Source organism: Gordonia sp. L191 (genome assembly GCF_030077625.1).
GTDB lineage: Bacteria > Actinomycetota > Actinomycetes > Mycobacteriales > Mycobacteriaceae > Gordonia > Gordonia polyisoprenivorans_A.
Genome location: NZ_CP125996.1, coordinates 5,127,124 through 5,144,885 on the forward strand (window position 1 = coordinate 5,127,124; position 17,762 = coordinate 5,144,885).

The following is a 17,762-nucleotide window of genomic DNA, read 5'->3' on the forward strand; positions in this document are numbered from 1 at the left end:
GGGTTCAATGGGGGGTGACCAGCCCGAAAACCCTGGGTACCAACCAGAATCCCGAGGAACCCAGCCCGGCAGCCTCCGTCAGTCGCGGGTCTCCCGCGACCGTCTCGACGGACACGAGGCGTACGCCATCGATGACAGTTCCATCCCAACCATCGCGGAACTCACGCCGCCAACCGAAGTTGTAGGCGAGCGCCCTACCGAACCATATGTCGGTGAATCCGAGTTCGGCTCCGCCCGCTGTACCCAACGAAAAGATGGGTTCATCCGCGGTCGACTGCGCCGGGTCGAAGACGCCGAAGATCTCCTGCCCCGGCGATACGCCGGTCAGATTCGACTGGATCTCACGCGCCCTATGCGGGTCTCCCTGTAGTGGCTTGGTATCCACCACATCACGCCCGCCGAGCTCGATCGCGACGGTGTAATGCTTCCCGGACTTGCCTTTTCGGCGCTCGCGCTGCCGCCCATCCCGATGGTCGAACCACACCCATTCGGTGGGAATGTCGATGACCGCGACCACGTCACGCGCTCGGCTGAGCGCAACATATCGCCGGCGGATGGCGGGCCAGTCGTCCTGGTCGTCCATGGGGCTGTTGGGGTGCACGAAGTACGCGCGTTCGAACTCGAGGCCCTTGGCCCGGTGGATCGTGGAGACGATCACGTGGGCTCGGTCGGGCTGGGTCAGAGTCAGCGGCATCGTGTGGGTCGATATCAAGCTGCGCAGCCGAGGGAGGTTCAGCTGGTTCATGGTTCGAGTACGCCCTTCGGCACCTTTGAGCAGATACCATGCCTCATCCCGGATTCGGGCCGCGAGCTTCTTCTCGATCACCGACTCGACATCGGACCTGGCCAGCTCCGGCCCCTCGAAGCCCTCGAACAGCTCCGCGATCCATTTGGCTGCGCCGAAGTCCTGCGCAGGCCGTCGGACGACATGATCGACGCCCTGCTTCGTGAGGAACCTGGATACCCTCAGCACCTCACCGTTCGTCGCGCACAGGACAGCCGTCCGGCCGGCTGAGTCGTCGTCGAGAAAGTTCCAATCCCGTATCACCCCGGAGTGCGGCAACGTGCTCTCGAACTCGGTGATGATCTGGGCCGCTCGGTCCCTTCTCTGGTCTCTCACCCTGTTGCCCAGTTCGATCACACCGCGCGAGAACTCGCCACGAGCCCGGTAGTTGCGTTCCAGGCTCAGCATGGTGGCACCAAAAGAATTCGTCAGGGTGTCGACGAACTCCCGCGACGTGAGCTTGCTCCGCGAATCCTCGAGGGTGAAGTCGTACAGGGCTTGCAAGGGATCACCCAGAGCGGTGAATCCCGCGGCCTCGCCCAGGCGCGAGAGCAACGCCAACACCATTTCCGCACGATCGCCGACGAGGTCCTGTACCTCATCGAGGATGACGTGCGCGATGTCCTCCACACCCTCGACTTCGTCCGCCGTCGTCAACAGCTTGGTGGCGGCCCGAACCCTCTCGTCAAAATCCCCGGCGGGTTCGATCCCGTTCTGCGACAGCAGATAGGACGCGAGCGAATCAAAGGTCCGAACGTCGGTCCGCGCGATCTCGCGCCCGTCGAGCCGCGTTCGCACCGCATGCACCGCAGCTCGCGAGAAGCTCAACACCAAGATCTCGGTCGACGCCGAGAGCCCCTCGTCCTCGACGAGGTACTCGATCCGAGAGGCCACCACCTCGGTCTTGCCCTGTCCCGCTCCCGCGATCACCAGGAGCCGCGCATCGGCGGAAGCCTCTGCAACCACCCGCTGCGATTGGTCGAGTTCGAACTCGACGGCGCCTTCCGCGGTCGTTGTCTCGGTCATGAGAGCATCTTCGCAGGCTTGCCGGTGTAGGCGATCGCCATCCGTTCACGCGCTCTCGAACCGGCAACGTAGAGAACACTTCGCAGTTTCTTCCGCTCGCGGCTGAGCTCGTCGCCCTCTTTCCGGAGCAGAATTGGAGGCGGGAAGTCCTTCTCGCCCATCCGCGCGAGGACCACGCCTCGATATTCGAGGCCCTTGGCGCGGTGCATGGTCATCACACGAACCACATCACCCAGTTTCTCTTCCGCCGTGTTCGGCCCTACGGCAGCGCTGGGTACCCCTTCGGACTCGAGGGCATAGCATATCTCGTCGACATAACGTCTTTCGTAGGTGAACACCGCGATGTCGCGAAGTTCCAGCCCCTCTGCCCGCCAGGTCTTGATCAGGGTCCCGATTCCGTTGTTCTCCTCACCGTGAGAATCGAAACCGAGCATTTCCGGCTCGGGTCCCCCGAACACCGATCGGGCGCCTTGGAGGGTGTCGGAGTCCACGTCGAGGTCGTCGACGTCGGGGTCGGCCATTCGCAGAGTCCACCGAAGGATCTCGCGACTCGTGCGATAGTTGATCGTGAGCCGTCGCGATCGTCCTCGAGTCTCGATTCCGTAGCGGGACAACGGTGTCGGGCGGCCGTAAATACGTTGGTGCGCGTCGCCGACGATGAAGAGGTCGTCGGTGCCCGGCGCGACGAGAGCGCGCAGCATCTTCCAGTGGGCTGGATGCAGATCCTGGGCCTCGTCGATGACAGCGTTCCGGTAGCCGAACCTGTCGCGCAGTCCCGGGTCCGCGGCGAGGGCCGATGCAGCGCGCGCCGCGAGCTCGGTGAAGGTGATGAGTCCCTCTGCCCGCATGAGGCGTTGGAAGTGTTCGACGACCTTCCAGACGTCGGCACGCTGGGGTCTGGAGAGTCGCTGTGAGCGACCCGTCCGGGGTACACGAAGGTACCCGGCCTCGTCCTCGATGGAGTTGCCCAACACCACGAGCGCCCATTCGTCAGAAAGGAAGCCCGGCTCCCACGTCCCGGTTGCCGTCTGGGCGGCGGTGACCCACAGCTGCGCAACCCGGGTGTCGCTGTCCTGCACGAGGGTCGAGGAATTGACGAGGGCGCGACCGTTGTCGCCGGCGGTGAGAACCTTACGCGCCAGTGCGTCGACATTGAGGACGTCGACAAGGCCGGTGATCTCCTTGCCGGCCAACATGATCAGCTGGGCTTCGATGTCTCGCACAAGGTTTCGGGTGTAGGTGGTGAGCAGCACCTTCTCGCCACTGCCGCTGTCCTCGATGCGTCGGGAGAGATGACGGGCACGGTGTAAGGCGGTGACGGTCTTGCCGGTCCCTGCGCCACCGGTGACACGGAACGGACCGTTCCACCCATCATGGGTGGCCAGGTCACGCTGCAGCGGATGCAGCCACACGCGCCACTTCGCGAAATCTCCTTCGAGCACGGCGCGCAGCTCGGCCTCGTTGTCGCCGGCCGCGGCGGTGAATGCGAGCCGGGAGATGGGGCGTTCGAGCGCCTTCTCCAGGTCGTCGGTGTCGATGGGCCCGGGTTCCTGGAGGGCGTAGTCCTTCCACACGTCATCGGGGCTCTTGCCGAAGGCGAGGTCGAGGACGGCTCCGCCCTGCGTGGACGGAAGCGCGCCCGCGATGGCCAGGAAGGCTTCTTCGCCGGTCACCTCGGTGAGGCGCTCGGCGATCCCGGGTTCCACGCCGAAGCGTTCGAGGTCCGAGGTGCGGACGGTCGATGGCATGAATGGTTGTTCGCTCGGCTGGGCGACGGGTGCTGTGTCCACCGCGGTCTTCAACGCCACCTTGTCGAAAAGTTCGGCAGCCCCGGTCTTCTCATTGACCTGAATGGTGACCTTCTCGGCGAACTCATACGCATCGTCGTGCTTCATCACCGCGATGAGGTAGAGGGCGGACTCCCCGCCCGGGTCCATCAATACGGCACGGTAGTTGTCGGTGACGCGGGCGGTCCGAATGTGCTTGTCGGCCGCCCCTTTTGGCTGCTTGAAATCCAGTCCGGTTCCGTCGGGGTCCTGTTGGAGCTTGACCATGAAGTTCAGGACGCGGGACTTGATGCTTCCGTCGAGCTTGTTGTAGGAGCCCTGGAACATTTCGTGCATCTGCACATATCGGGTCATCGTGTCCCTTCCGTCAGAGCTGTGGCGACGTCGTCCACACCGGCACCTGTCGCGGTGTCCACGCGGAACACCTTCCAACCGTTGTCGTCCAACCATGCCTCGCGAGCCTCGTCGACATCGGTCACCACGGCCACCTTCGGTTGTTCCCAACCCAATTCGACCTGCCAGATCGACTCGTCGGAGCCCAGTTCCAATCCAACCTCGGGGGCCGCGAGACCGGCCTGGGCCAAACCGGTGACCAAATCGTCGACGACGGGATCGGCATACTCGCGGACGATCTCCCATTCCCCGGACAGAGGGATGATCATGTCGGCGCGACCGCGTGCGGTGATCGCCAACGGCACTGGAACGGCGAGGAAGTCATCGACCGACCTGGTGGTCCATATCGCGGCCATGCGCTGGGGCATGAGGTCGCCGTAGCGCGGCAGTGTGAGGAACTGCAGGATGTTGGACCACCGCAGCCAGGCCCGCCACCGTGCGTCGTGCTCTGGTCCGCCGACCACGTTCGCCCGGTCGTCGAGAAGTGTGAACACCCCGAGCGTGGTCCGGAAGGACTCCGGTTCTGCGCAGATGATCAGTGGGAGACCGCTGAGCCCGTGGCGGGGAACGACCATGACCGCGCCGGTCTCGTCATCCGTCATCGCCGCCCCGGCGGCCGCGTCGATCAGAGCGGTGGCCAGTTCCGACGGTGCCACCCGGAAGTGCGGGGCGGTGCCGTGCTCGGCCGGGCCGGTCACCAATTCGAAGACGGTGGCCTCTGCCCCTTCTCCCCAAACCGTGGCATCGGGGTCGGCGAGGTATTCGAGCAGGAACTCGATGGGGTTGGCCCAGATGTGACGCACACGGTTGTCGGACACGTTCTCGGCAACGAGATTCTTGATGTGCTGATGGACGATGTCGGCGGAACGCTGCTTGGCCGAGCCCGTCTCATAGGCGATGACGTCATCCCATGAGATCGACCAGACCCGGATGTCGGAGCGCCGCAACGCGTCACGCTTGCGCGCATCGTCGTCGGTGCGATTGTGCTCGACGCTCGCATGGAACTGCTTGCCGTCCAGATAGATGGCGACGTCGGCGGTCTGGGCGTCAACGCGGGTGAACAGGAAGTCGGGCTCGGTCGCCACGCCGCAGTGGCTCATCTGAACCAGCGGACGCATCCGCCAGCGCCGCGTCCGGCCGTCAGGGGCCGGTATCCGGATGTCGAGTTCCTCGCCCTTGCCGCCGAGCGCGACCTCGTAAGACGCCCCTTCTCGCGCGTCCAACCGGGACTTGAGCAACTCGCGGAATCGGATCTCCAACTCGCTGAGTTGCACCTTGCCGATGTCGATTCCGGTGACCGTCCCGATGCTCTCGACATCCCACTCGGACAGGAACTCCTCGATCAACCGTAATGCGGCTTCGCGAGATGCGTGTTCCATGTCCCGGGCCGGCAACACCCCGTAGAGGCAACGGTGGCACGCCTGCTGCTCTTCGGTTCTGCACGGGCACTGTGCAAGTGCGTCTCTGGCGAGGGACAGGATCTGATGCATGCGTTGTGGGTCGCCGAACCTGTCGAGGTATCCCGTTCCGCCAAGAAGCGTGTCGTGGAGCACGAGAAACCGGCGGGTGGCCCCTTGGGTGTCACTCATGCTGGAGGCCACGACCGCCAGGTGCTGCGGGTCGCCGCCGAAGTCCTTGCGCAGTCCCAGGAGCAGTGCGCCCTTGAACGAGGCGAGGGTCGTCTCGAAGTTCAGCAGCGACACGGGCAGCAGGAGTCGGACGGCCTGAGTACGCAGTTCGTGCGACAGCAGCAGGCGCGTCCATTTCTCGGTCCCATCTCGACGGGTGACGCAATAGCCGCGGTGGCGGACCTTGTCCGTGGAGTTGGGTCCGGGCGCCACCACCCCGCAGTGTTCACAGGTGGTGAAACCCGGTGCGGTGCGGGCCTCGCCCGCGATGGTGATCTGTTCGCCGGGCGCATCGCCGTAGCCGGTGTTGACGGTCCTGATCGTCGCCGACCGCGCATACTCGGCTCCGAACGCCGTGTTCTTGAGCCGCCACGCCCGATTGATGTCCTCGGGTTCGATGTCGACACCGGTGATGGTGCCGAAGAAGGTCCTCGTGCGGTCCTCCACCTCCTCGTCGATGAGGACGTCGTCGAGTCGGTGAACCGCCGACACCTTGCGCAGTTCGAGCACCTTGTGGACCGAACCCGAGTCCGACACCGCACCGGAATGGCAACGCGGGCACGACGGTACGGTTGCGGAGTCAGTTGTCCCCCAACCACAATCAGGACAGAGCCGGGTTCGGCGCCAGTGTGGCTTGGTTGCGGGCCCGATGTCCATGGCGTCGATCTCGACGCGCTTTCCGCCTGCGTAGAAGTAGGCGCCGGGCGCGAGTTCGGTCAATGCGGTGGAGCTGCCCCGCTCATAGGTGAGGTCGAGGGCCTCGGTCTGGGGTTTGTCCCCCTGTGAGGTGTTGCCCTCTCGTCCGACGGTCCACCAGAGGTGCACGTCGAGGGTCGTGGAGTCATCGAGGAGGTTGTAGTTCGGCAACAGCCCCACCCCGGAGAGCCCGGTCAGCGTCTCGATCGTGGCGCGGTCGTAGAGCTGATCCGAGAGTGCCTTGAACTCGCCCGCGCAACGCTTGCGGTCTTCGCGCTGGGCATCGTCGAGGTGGCCGTGACCGTCGAGGACGGCGATCGCCTCCGAGAGGGCGCTCATCCGGTCCCGGATCTCGTCGGTCTCCTCCACCCATCGCGCAGCGACGGCCGCCACCCGCAGACGAAGGCCTTCGGATGCGAAGTCGCCCAACTGTTCTCGTGCGAGATCACTGAGGTGCTCACCGAAGAGACCCCGGAAGTCGGCGGACAGCTTCGCGGCTCCGGCCGTGCAGGTGTCGACGACGCCGCGTAGCCATCGGCCTTCATCCATGCCGTTGTCGAGGCAGTCGGCCAATCTCGCCGGCATCGGGGGCCCGATACGCAGAGCGCCGCCGGCGATCCGGTCGAGGCAGAACGCCAGGTATTGGCGTTGCAGGAGTTCGGTGGCCTCCAGATACGCGCCGGGTGGTAGTACCTCGCCGGCGAGTAGATGCTCGGGTTGGGCGAAGTAGTAAAGGTCTCGCGGTGAGGTGGGTACGGCCGCGAACACGAATGCATTGCCCGTGGAACGGCCCGCACGACCGACTCGCTGTAGGTAGCCGGCGGTCGAGCGTGGCAGCGAGGCCAACGACACGGTGCTCAGATCTCCGATGTCGATGCCGAGTTCGAGTGTCGGTGTACACGCGAGGATGTTGGGATCCGACGCCGAGCCGCCGACCTTGAATCGGGTTTCGACCTCTTCACGCTCGTCTCGTCCCAGGAGGCCGGTGTGTTCGGCGCTGACGATGCGACGGATGCGACCGCCTCGGTACATCGTCCGGTAGAAATTCGCGGCCGGGATCTCGGCTGGTTCGAGCCGTCCGGTGCACCGCATCCGGGGGCATGGTGCGTTCTCCCAGATCTCGATGCGAGAGGCAGAGCATGGTTGGAGATGGTGACACGTGGGGCACACCAGCCGCCCGAGCTCGTCGGTGTGGAGCGTCACCGACTGCGGATCGAGGCCAAAGATGCGCGCGCCTTTCTCCCCTGCGCGGTCGCGCAGGGGTCCGTTTTCGCCGGCGAGCAGTGCGACGACGCTCATGAGCATGGCTCTCGCCTCGCCTGCGGTGACTCCCAGGCATCTCTTGGTCCAGTCGGTCAGCCAGGATTCGCCGCGCGGACTCAGTGATTGAAAGTCGGTCTCTCCCGCGGTACCCGTGGTGTAGAACGACGGCGCCGGTCGACCGCGTGGGAACTTGGGCATGCCGTCGGCGCTACCTCCCCAGATCGACCACCGCTTGCCCTCTTGCGTGATGTAGGTCGTCAGCCACGGGTGGAGGATGCCACCGCCGGTTCTGAGGTGGTCGAGCAGTCCGAGCAGCCAGGTGCGATAGGACGCGTCGTCGGGAAGGTCGGTCAGGCTCAGTTGGGGCAGGTTCTGGTGGACGTCGCGTGCAGCCGCGCCGAAATACGCGAGGTCGACGTCGACATCGACGGCCAGTGAGGACGTGAGTTCGAGTGTGCGGCCGGTGCGTGTGCCCAGTCCGACCTCGAGTTGGGATTGAAAAGCGAGTCTGGTGGCCAGGATCCGTCGCAGGGTTCCGTCGTCGTGGTCCAGCCAGTCGGCGTCGGTGGTGAGGCGCCGGGCAAAATCGGGCGGGGTGATGGCGTACAGCTCGTCGGTGGTGGCCCGGGTGGCGAGTGCTTGCCCGACCTCGGCCAGGGTTCGGTTCCCGTCCTCCACACAGGCGTACAGAGCCGAGCGGAAGTTGAACGCGAAGGCGCGGCCCTCGATGAATGCGGCGCGGTGGGCGGCGTCCTGGACTGAGTCGGTGAAGACGAGTGTCTTCTTCTCCGCATCAGGGAGCAGACGTGAACCGAACTCCGTGGTGAGGCCGACACTGAGCAGGGTTGCGACGCTCGAGCCCATGTACCGGATCGCATTTCGGGCGCCGCATGATGGACACACCTCACCCGCGGCGTCCTCATCGTCGATGGAGATGTGAACGGCCACGGTGCCCTCGCGCGGCACCGCATGCACCTCGAGGGTTTCGGGGTCGAGGTGACGAACCCCGTCTTCGGTCGGGTTGGCTGCGAGCATCACGCGGTTTTTCGCACGGCTGCCGGATCGCGCGCTGTTGCGCCAGATGGCCGGTGATTCACCGGAGAGGCTGTCGCCGAGTTCGGTGGTCGCGGCCATCCATCCGGATCGTCCGCACACTCGGCAGTAGGTCGCGGGCAGATGTCGTTGTCCTTCGGCGGGACCCGAGTGCCACCAACGGAAGTCGGGGGTGTCGGAGACCAGTCGGAGCATGCGGCTGAGTTCCCGTACCCACATCTGGACCTGAACATTGACCAGAGGGCGCAGCGATCCGGAGACGTCTCGCACTCGCGCTATCGATAGCAGCGCAAGGAATCTGAGCAGCGCGGTCTGCGCCTCGCGTGGGGCCGTCGAGTTGTGCACTCCCCACGGGAGGATGCCCGCCTGCGCGACGTCGAGGACTGCGTCTGCAACGGTACGGGGCTGCGCGCCCAGGACGTCGATGACGACGCGGGTGAGGAAGTGTCGGCGCAGTGCACCACCGATGGTGACGGGATCGGAGAAGTCCTCGGCTCCTGATTGCCCGCCGGCGAAGACGGTACGTGCGAGTGGCTCCCACGAGGCCGGGTCGTCGGCGACGGGTTCTGGCACGGCCAGGATCTCGGCGACCGAGGGGATGTCCAGGGTGAAATCGACCTCGCGGACAACGTCGGTGGGTGCCAACGAGGTCTCCCCGACGACCGAATCGGACCCGAAATCGGAGCCGAACACGGTGCTCGCGAAGCGACGGAGTTCGACGGATTTCGAGCCACCACCAAGAGTGGCCGAGGTGGCGACCGGGGTGACCCGGCCCAGCGGGCCGTCCGCACCTTCCAGTCCCAACCGGGAACCGAGACGGCGGATGAGCATGGCGACGTCGGTGCCCTGGGCTCCGTCGTAGGTGTGGAACTCATCGAGCACCAGATACTGCAGTGTGGTCGTCGCGTTGTCCCACAGGCGGGTGTCGGCCTGGCGCAGCAAGAGCAGATCGAGCATCCGGTAGTTGGTGAGCAGGATGTCGGGTGGGTTGGCGCGCAGGGTGTCCCTGTGATCGATCAGCGCGTGGCGACTGGGATGTCTTCGTTTGCCCTCGCCGCCTATGTAGACACCGGCACTCACGCCGGCGAGGCGCTCATCTCCATGCAGATAGTCGGCAAGGCGACGAGCTTGATCGGTGACGAGGGCATTCATCGGGTACAGGATGATCGCCTTGATTCCCCGCTCGCCCCGGGCCGCTGCTCTCTTGCAATGGTCCAGGAGCGGAACGAGAAAGGACTCCGTCTTTCCCGATCCGGTACCGGTCGTGACGATCGTCGGCTCGGCCACCTTGCCGTTGGTGGAGAGGCGCCCGAATGCCTCTGCCTGATGTCGGAAAGGTCGGAACCCCGACGGCATCCAATCCAGCGGTGAAACCCAACCGTCACCGACGGGCTGGTACGGGGTGCGGATCTTGAGGTAGGGCCCACGAAAGATCCCGGTGTCGGCATCACCGAGGAAGTCACGCAACACCGTCTGGGTCGCGGGGTCGGAGAGGGCAAAGGTCGTCGTCAGGTATTCGACGATTGATTCCTGCGTCTCCGACGCCAACAACGACGGGAGGCTGGGTGGCGCGAGCGTCATCCATCCGCCAATCGCTGCTCGAACTCCGCATAGGCCGCGCGCATCTCCGCCTCACGGTCGGGCTTGTAGAACCAGGGCTCTGCGTGCTCCGCGTCTGGCTCGAAAGGTGTATAGCGGTCCAGCAAGTCACCGTGGTCGCCGCCGATCATCCATTCCTGCAGGAGCTTGAAATCTTCTTTCCGTTGTTGAACCCCTTGTGCGTGATGATCTTTTGCGATCTTGCGACCGTTGGCGTCAAAATACATCTCGTACTCGTACTTGCGGAGCACGGGGAACTGCGCGCGGAACATGAGCGCGAGATGCTCTGCGGTCAGCCCCAGCATCAGGGCCGAGAGTGCATCGATCTCGACCAGTGCGGCGCGACGCTCGAAGTCGGTGCGGAGCGGAGTGTTCATCGACCATTGGGGCTCTGGAACCCCGAGTTGCTTGAGCTGGCCGCCGAAAGGCGCGGTCCACATGTCGGTGGCGAATCCCTGTTCGTACAGCGCATCCCACAGCGGTTGGTAGTCGCGCGTCAAGCAGTTCAGACGGAGTGTGCGGAGCAGTAGCTGGGTGGCGGCCGGGTGATCGACTGGCGCCGGGAATCGGTCGACCATCTCAGCATTGACTTTGCTGGCGCCGCTGACCTTCACCAGATAGTCATATGCCAACGAGGACCAGAGTCCTGCAGTCAATGCGGTGCGCGAAACTCCCTCAACCGGTTGCCCATCAATACTTGGCGCTCTGTCGCTGCTCAGCGGCTCTATCGCCGCAGTATGAACAGCGTCCACGTGCGCAGGACCGGGCGGGATCAGTGCAGCATGAAGAGACCTCTCGAGTCCTGCTTGGGTCATCCGACGCCACGCCACCCGCCAGTATTCGGTCGCCGGCCGATCCCCCCACTTCGGGATGCCGGCGTCGTAGGTGTCGCGGTCGCACGCCCGCTGATAGTTGGTTCGCGGGATCACCGACTCCTGAAGGGATTCGAGGTCCCAGGTGGTGTAATCGTTATTATTCCGACATGGGTCATTGGGTTGACGCGCATATGGATTCGCCACAGTGAAATGCGGCCCCTGTAGGACTACCTCCTCCCATGAGCGCGCGGTGACCGTCTTCCACTCGATAAAGCCATCCCGCTTTCCCTTGTCCTCCTCAAAGCACCTAGTCCACCGATATCCTAGATCCGATAATCTGCTCTGCGAGCCTGCGAACACACCGATCACTTCTTCATGTTGCTTCGTGAGCGGCCGCAACAACCGAGCCTCCGAAGCTCTTGTCCCGGCTGGGTCGAAAAGCTTGACCCAGCCGGCCAGCACCACTCCAGTCACAGAAACAATCCGGTCAGGATGCGGACGCGTATCCCACCCTCCCGCGTGCAGCTGAATACCTGGGAGCTCAGTTCCTAAGCCGGAGATCGAATCGTTCAGAGTCGAGGGAGTCAACAAACCTGAACACTGCTCAAACGCTATCGCGGTTACCCGCCCATAGATGTGGACACCGAAGAGATTCATGTGATGTATCTCTTCGAATAGCTGCATTTCGTTGATGAATTGCCAGTGCCGCCGTAGCCTGCCATAGGCTTGATTCCGCAACACGCCCGCCTTGGGATCGGAAAAGTGAGTCTCTGGGTGCAGCAATCCTGAAACACCCTGGGGCGCAGAATTTCTCCATACACGCTCCATAAAGTTCGTGTAGAGATTCGTCTGAACCCCCGCCAGCACAGGATGATCAACGGAAGAGCTGAGTGATGCAGAAGTGCCAGCCCAATCGGTAAGAGCTGTCAAATAGCCTGCTTCGGCACCACGAATTTGCAGTACAAGCTCGCGCCGCCGATTAAACACCAGGGCGGGAATCTTGTCCTGCAGCAAGAAGTAGGGATCGTACTCCGCAAGGGCCGCATCGTCCATCCACGTAGGCTTCACCCATGGCGGATTTCCCACCTGCAAATCAAACCCTCCCCGCTGGAAGATTTGGGCGAAGTCCAGCTCCCAGTGGAAGAATCCCTGGTCCTGCGCAATCTCCCTTGCCGTACCGAGCCATTGGTGACGCAAGAGCAGCTCCGGGATGGTTCGCATGCCGGAGAACTGGCGGTCCTGATCGTCGATCTGCGCGAGTTCTTCGAATCCCTCGGCGAGGTCTTGGAACGAACTCTGGCCGGCTTCAACCTTTTTGATACCCGCGGCGCCAAGAAGTTCTTCCAGGGTGACGATCCACTCGTCGAGCCCCGGAGGTCCGGGGTGACCCTGTTCGTCATCTGCGACGGAACCGGTGAGGGGCCAGAACCAAAGGGCGCACCAGGCATCCATCGCCAGGCGCAAGCGCTCGTATGGTCCCTCTGGATCGTGGAGCTCGCGCTCCACACGTTCGCGGTCCACCGCGCCTTCCACGACGGGCAAGTCGGCTCCCCAGACGTCAATCTGGCGGGAGATCTGCTGCTCACTGATCTCCAGACGCCGTAACACCAACGCCCACAGACGTTCCACTCGAGTCGCGAGCGCCTTGAGGCGGTCTGTCTGCTTCTGGTTCGGCTTCTTGGTGACGCTCTTGCGCCATTCTCGGAGCGCTGCCGCTGCATCGGGCGCGAGTTCCTTCGCCTGCTTGGCGTCGGCAACCGCGGCCCAGCCTTCGGCGGGCAAGAGGAAGTGATGGATCTCGCCGTCGCCGATCAATCCCTCCGACAGAGGGCGATCGGTGGGTGGTGTCTTCAGCCAGCTCTTCTTGGCTCGCCCCAGCGAGGTCAGGTCGTAGGTGGCGCGTCGTGCGCCGATCAACGAGTTGCCACGACGCAGGTGCAATCCGAACCACGGCGCCTGCAGGCCGCTGTGCATCACGTTGAGCCACAACGAGACCTCGGCGAGCTCGACGGCCGTGGAGTTGAGGTCCACACCGTACGCCCGGTGTAACGCCAGATAGGCCTTCACCTTCTGGAGTTCGGTGGTGTATTCCTCTGGTTTGATCGGGGTCTGCAGTTCGTCTTGACGCCGACGCAGATACTCGGCGGCCAATTGGTTGATGGCCTCGTTGAGGAAGGCGCCGCTTCCCAGGGCCGGCTCGCAGATTCGGTACTCAAGAATGTCCTGAGCCGTGGTGTCTTCTGTGATGAGCTCTGCGAGTGCGTGTTTGACCACGCATTTGGTGAGCACTTCCGGGGTGTAGTAAGAGGCACTGCGCTGCCGGTCCCGTCCAGAAAGCCGAAAGACAAAGCTGCCCTTGGGATGCCGGACGATGTCCTTGCGTCCGGTGAGTCTGTCCTCGCGCCAGACGATGTCATCGGCGTCGTAGTCACCGGACCTGGTGGAGGGAACCAGCCACGATCCCTTGTCGGCGTTGCCGTCCTTGGCAACTTCCACCATGTCGTCGTCGGCGATGAGGCCGCTGTAGGACATCAGGCCCTCATAGACGGCACCCAGCTGGTTGATGCCCAGCTGTGCATACGAGATGTAGCCGCGCTGGGCACCTTTGCGTTTCGAGGGTTTGGAGAGCAGCAACAGGTTGAGTACCTCTTGCAGGACACGGTTGCTGATCCGCATCCCTTCCCCGTCGATGTAGGGAGTCTTTGCCGGATCGAACAGATCCGATCGCAAGGGCTCGAAGACCATTCCGTCGACGTCGCGGGCGCCTGCGTTGTGGCCGGTGTTGACCAGCCGGAACAACAGATCCAGCGACTCGTGGAGGTGGTGCCCGTCGGCGGAGCGTCCGGCGAGGGGCACTTGGACGAGTTCCCGCAGTCGGTCGAGTCCGTAGCCCGACTCGTACTCCGGGGTGCCCACGGGCAGCACGCCCAGTTCAGGACGCGCCTCGGCGAAGAGCAGGAACAGGATTCGGTACAAGAAGCGCAGCGACTGTGTGGTCAGGTCCCGTGGGAGTTCAGGGATCCCCTCCACTGGTAGGCCCGCCTCGCGGCGTCGGGTGAGAACCTCGTTGGCGATTTTCTCGATGGAGGTGCGCAGGCCTTCACGGAGGTCCTCGCTGACGCCGACGGCGTGCTTCTCCGAGCTTTCGGTGTAGTGGTCGATCTCTGCCTTGCCGTCTTCCTCGTCGGGGAGCAGGGCGTTGGCCGACCAGAGTCCGGCATGCCAAGCGAGTTCGCCACCAGCCTTCTCGTCGCGGCGGTCCAGTGCTGTCGCCACGTCGAAGGCGAGATATCGACCTTCGGACCATCGGCCGACGTCGGTCAGCAGGGCCACGCCGCCGGCGACGACGAGCAGGTAGCGGGGTGCGGCATCGCTGACGAACAGTTGCGTGACGGCCTCACCGACCCCCTCGATCGTCTCGGTCTTCTCGCTGGTGACGTGGCGTCGAAGAGGTTCAACGAGTTCTGCGTCACCGCCGAACAGTGCGTCGGCGTTGTCCACCGGATATGCCTGCAGGACGTGCAGGGAGTCGGTGGAGCCGGTGCTGGGGTAGCGCGCGATGACGGGAACATCGATCGTCGTGTCGGCCTGTGTGGTCTCGATGGTCACCGGATCCGCGGTGAACCCAACTGCTGCCAACAACGTGGCGTGCAGCTCGGTCACACGTGCGTCGATGGTGTCGGCGGTGAGCGCGGAGAGATCGCCGAGATCGCGGATGTACGTGCTCGCGATCGAGGCGAGCCCCTTGACCGGGGTCGGCTTGTCCTGCTCGGCCCATTCCTTCCATTGCCGAGCAAGGCTTTTCAGATTGGTGGGGAAGACCTCGGCCAACCAGTGCTCGGAAAGGAAGTCGTTGACATTGTGGATCGAATCGAACATGCTCTCACCCTCTGGGCTTCGGAATGATGACGCCGACGACCCGCACAAACGGTTCACCTGATGCGGCCATCGAGTCGATGATCGAGGCCCAGCTGCCTGCGGTCTGTTCGATCTCCAGTCGGGCGTCCGTGCGTTTGCCGGGCTCCGCGGCGATGGTCAGTGCGGCCTGTTCCCACCTGGTCAGGTCGGCGCGATAGCGTTCGACACGGTCGATCAGATTGTGTTCGAAGTCGTCGCGTCTGGCACGGATGTGGTTACGGGCTGCGTCGACCGCCGCGGGGACCAGATGTTGGAGCGGCTCGAGGGCGTCGTCGGGTACCCCTGGGTTGCCCGCCGCCTCACTGAGCCCGGCGACCTCGACGACGAACTCGAAATCGACGACCTCTGGGACGTCGGGAAGGCCGGTCACCGCACCCCAGTGCGCGATGGCGGGACGGCCTGCATCGTTGGACCACACAGCCTGGGTGAGGAAATGGGGGTGGTCGACGGCGCCGGTGACGACGGGAATCTCGTTGCGCCCGAATCGGCCGATCGCGCGATCCCCTGCCCAGTCGAGGACCGGATGGATGGGGGCCAGGAAGTGCACGTCGGGCCACGAACTATCTTGTGCTCGTTGGGCACGCGTCAGTCGATCCCTGGCGAGGTCAGGGCTGCCCGTCAAGCGCAGACGCTTCTCGATCTCCTGCTCGCGCAGATAGTCCGGCGGCAGGTCCCGAAAGCGGGTGAGAAGATCCTGGGGCGGCTTGAAGGCGACCAGATCCTGTTCGTCCTCGCGATGGATGTCGAGGTCGGTACCGCCGTCGGCGGAAATGTCGGCGAGTTCATCGGTCAGGTAGTTGTCGTCGTCGTCGAACAACGACAGCCGGGCCGCGGTTTCCGGTGCCGGCTCGCTCTCGTGGGTCCCACCCTGAACCATCAGTCGTGCAAAGGGATTGAGCCTCTCAGGGGTGGGCTCGGGTACGAGGTCGTCGAGGTCGCGGCCGGTACGGATGGCCTCCATGACGGTCTCCTCCTCGATCTTGGAGTCGTGGAGGTCGAGGAGGACCTCGGCGTCGCCGAGCGCGCGGTTGGCCTCGTGTTCCTTCTGCAGCAGTTTCGTGACGACGTTCAGATCGTCGGTGACGTCATCCTCAGCGGCAAGCGCGAGCGCCGCGATCTGAGGCGAATGGAGTTGGCCGTATCGATCGATGCGTCCGTTGCGCTGTTGGATGCGGATGAACGACCACGGCAGATCGTAATGCACCAACTGGTGGCATTCCTTGTGCAGATTCAGACCCTCCGATGCCATGTCGGAAGCGATGAGAATCCTGATGGGAGAAGCTTTCTGCCCGAATCCCTCGACCACCGCCTGGATCTTCTCGTCGGACAGTCCCGCGTGCAGCACCTCCACCGCCAGGAGTCCGTTGATCGCCTTGGTCGGGAACTTGAGTCTGCGACGGAGTTCCGCCTGCAGCCAGTCGAGTGTGTCGATGCGTTCGGAGAAGATCACCACGCGCTCGTCGGACGACGCGGCAACGCCGATCCTGCCCAGATAGGCTACGAGCTCCTCGAGTTTGGCGGGAGTGGTCGCCTCGGCTCGTTCCGCGAGGTCATCGAGCCGCTGCAGGGCGACCGACTCCCGGTCCCTATCGTTGTCGATGGTCCGGAGCCTGCGGGCGATACTCGCGCGCAAGGCGCGTGGCGATGAGAGAAACGCCTTGTAGAGGGTCCAGGGGAACAGTTGGCGTCCCTTGCCCTCGATGACCGGGTCACCGGTGGGGTGTAGCCACACATCTTCGAGTTCGCGCAGCACGGCTCGTTCGGCGATGGTCGGCGACACCCCGACGATGTCGGGCTTGCGTCTCTCACGCCACTTGTGGGAGACGTCGAGCTTCACGTCGGCGGAGTTGCGGTGCCGACGAACGTAGAGGTGTTCGATGTCCTTGGCCTTGTAGTCGTTCGGGTCGACGATGGCCGTCGGATCGAGCATGTTGATCAGCTCGGCGAAGGATTCCTGCTTGCCGTTGTGTGGCGTCGCGCTCGCCAGGATGAACGCATCTGATTGTGCTGCAAGTAATCTCGCAAGCTCATTGTTCTGCGTTCCCCGATTGATCAGGTTGTGGCATTCGTCGATGACGACGGCATCCCAATGCTGGCTCTTGAGATGGTGCTTGTACCGCGCCGGGTTCTTGAGTGTGTCGATGGAGACGATGACCCGCTTGTAGTAGCTGAAGGGATTGCGTGAGCTGGGCAGCGTCTGCTTGACCTTCTGGATTCCCGCGGAGTCCAATCGGACCAGCGGGATGGCGAATCGGGTCCACAGTTCCTGCTGGAACTGTTCGAGCACCGCACGCGGGGTGACCACGAGGATGCGTTCACCACGTCCGCGACGGATCAGCTCGGAGAGCAGGATGCCGATCTCCAGTGTCTTGCCGAGTCCGACGGCATCACCGATGAGGATGCGTGGCCGGAGGTTCTTCAGTGCCTGCGCGGCCGGCCGGAGCTGATAGTCCATCCGGTCGAGCAATGCCTCGTGGCCGACGGTGATGCGGGTGTCCGACGCCGGGATCGGGCTACCACGTCGCACCGACTCCAACCACAGGCGCGTGCGGCGGAATCCCGGTGACGTGTCGGCGACGAGCGTGCCCGCTCGCGGATCGAGCCGGTGCACGGTATCGAGCTCTGAGTGATCGAAGAACACCGCATCCTGATCCCGCACCAACTCGCTGACGCCGGTGACCTCGACGCGCGTGCCGTCCAGGTCGGTGGCACGCACGGCACGCACGAGCCACTCCTCGTCGCGGACGATGACGCGCTCACCTGCGGCGATGTCAGCCATGTGGTCTGCCTCCTCGATGCT

5 protein-coding genes are annotated in these 17,762 nt (G+C 63.9%); all 5 read right to left on the reverse strand.

Going from position 1 to position 17,762, the window contains the following annotated elements; translation table 11 throughout:
* Nucleotides 1–4: 4 nt before the first annotated feature.
* From QNM97_RS23120 to QNM97_RS23140, 5 genes are read right to left on the reverse strand one after another with little or no spacing between them, the layout of a single operon-like run.
* Nucleotides 5–1,810, reverse strand: a complete 1,806-nt coding sequence (locus QNM97_RS23120) for a UvrD-helicase domain-containing protein (protein ID WP_283820499.1) — start codon at nucleotides 1,808–1,810, stop codon at nucleotides 5–7.
* Entirely contained in the window at nucleotides 1,807–3,951 is a 2,145-nt protein-coding gene (locus tag QNM97_RS23125; protein ID WP_283820500.1) for a UvrD-helicase domain-containing protein, read from the reverse strand. Before QNM97_RS23125 ends, QNM97_RS23120 begins: the two co-directional genes overlap by 4 nt.
* Complete coding sequence (locus QNM97_RS23130; protein WP_283820501.1) at nucleotides 3,948–10,211, reverse strand: DEAD/DEAH box helicase; 6,264 nt, start codon at nucleotides 10,209–10,211, stop codon at nucleotides 3,948–3,950. The genes QNM97_RS23125 and QNM97_RS23130 overlap by 4 nt, the downstream gene beginning before the upstream one ends.
* Nucleotides 10,208–14,923 (reverse strand): Eco57I restriction-modification methylase domain-containing protein, encoded by a 4,716-nt coding sequence (locus tag QNM97_RS23135; RefSeq protein WP_283820502.1) that lies wholly within the window; start codon nucleotides 14,921–14,923, stop codon nucleotides 10,208–10,210. Before QNM97_RS23135 ends, QNM97_RS23130 begins: the two co-directional genes overlap by 4 nt.
* A gap of 4 nt (nucleotides 14,924–14,927) precedes the next feature.
* Complete coding sequence (locus QNM97_RS23140; protein WP_283820503.1) at nucleotides 14,928–17,741, reverse strand: DEAD/DEAH box helicase; 2,814 nt, start codon at nucleotides 17,739–17,741, stop codon at nucleotides 14,928–14,930.
* Nucleotides 17,742–17,762 lie beyond the last annotated feature (21 nt).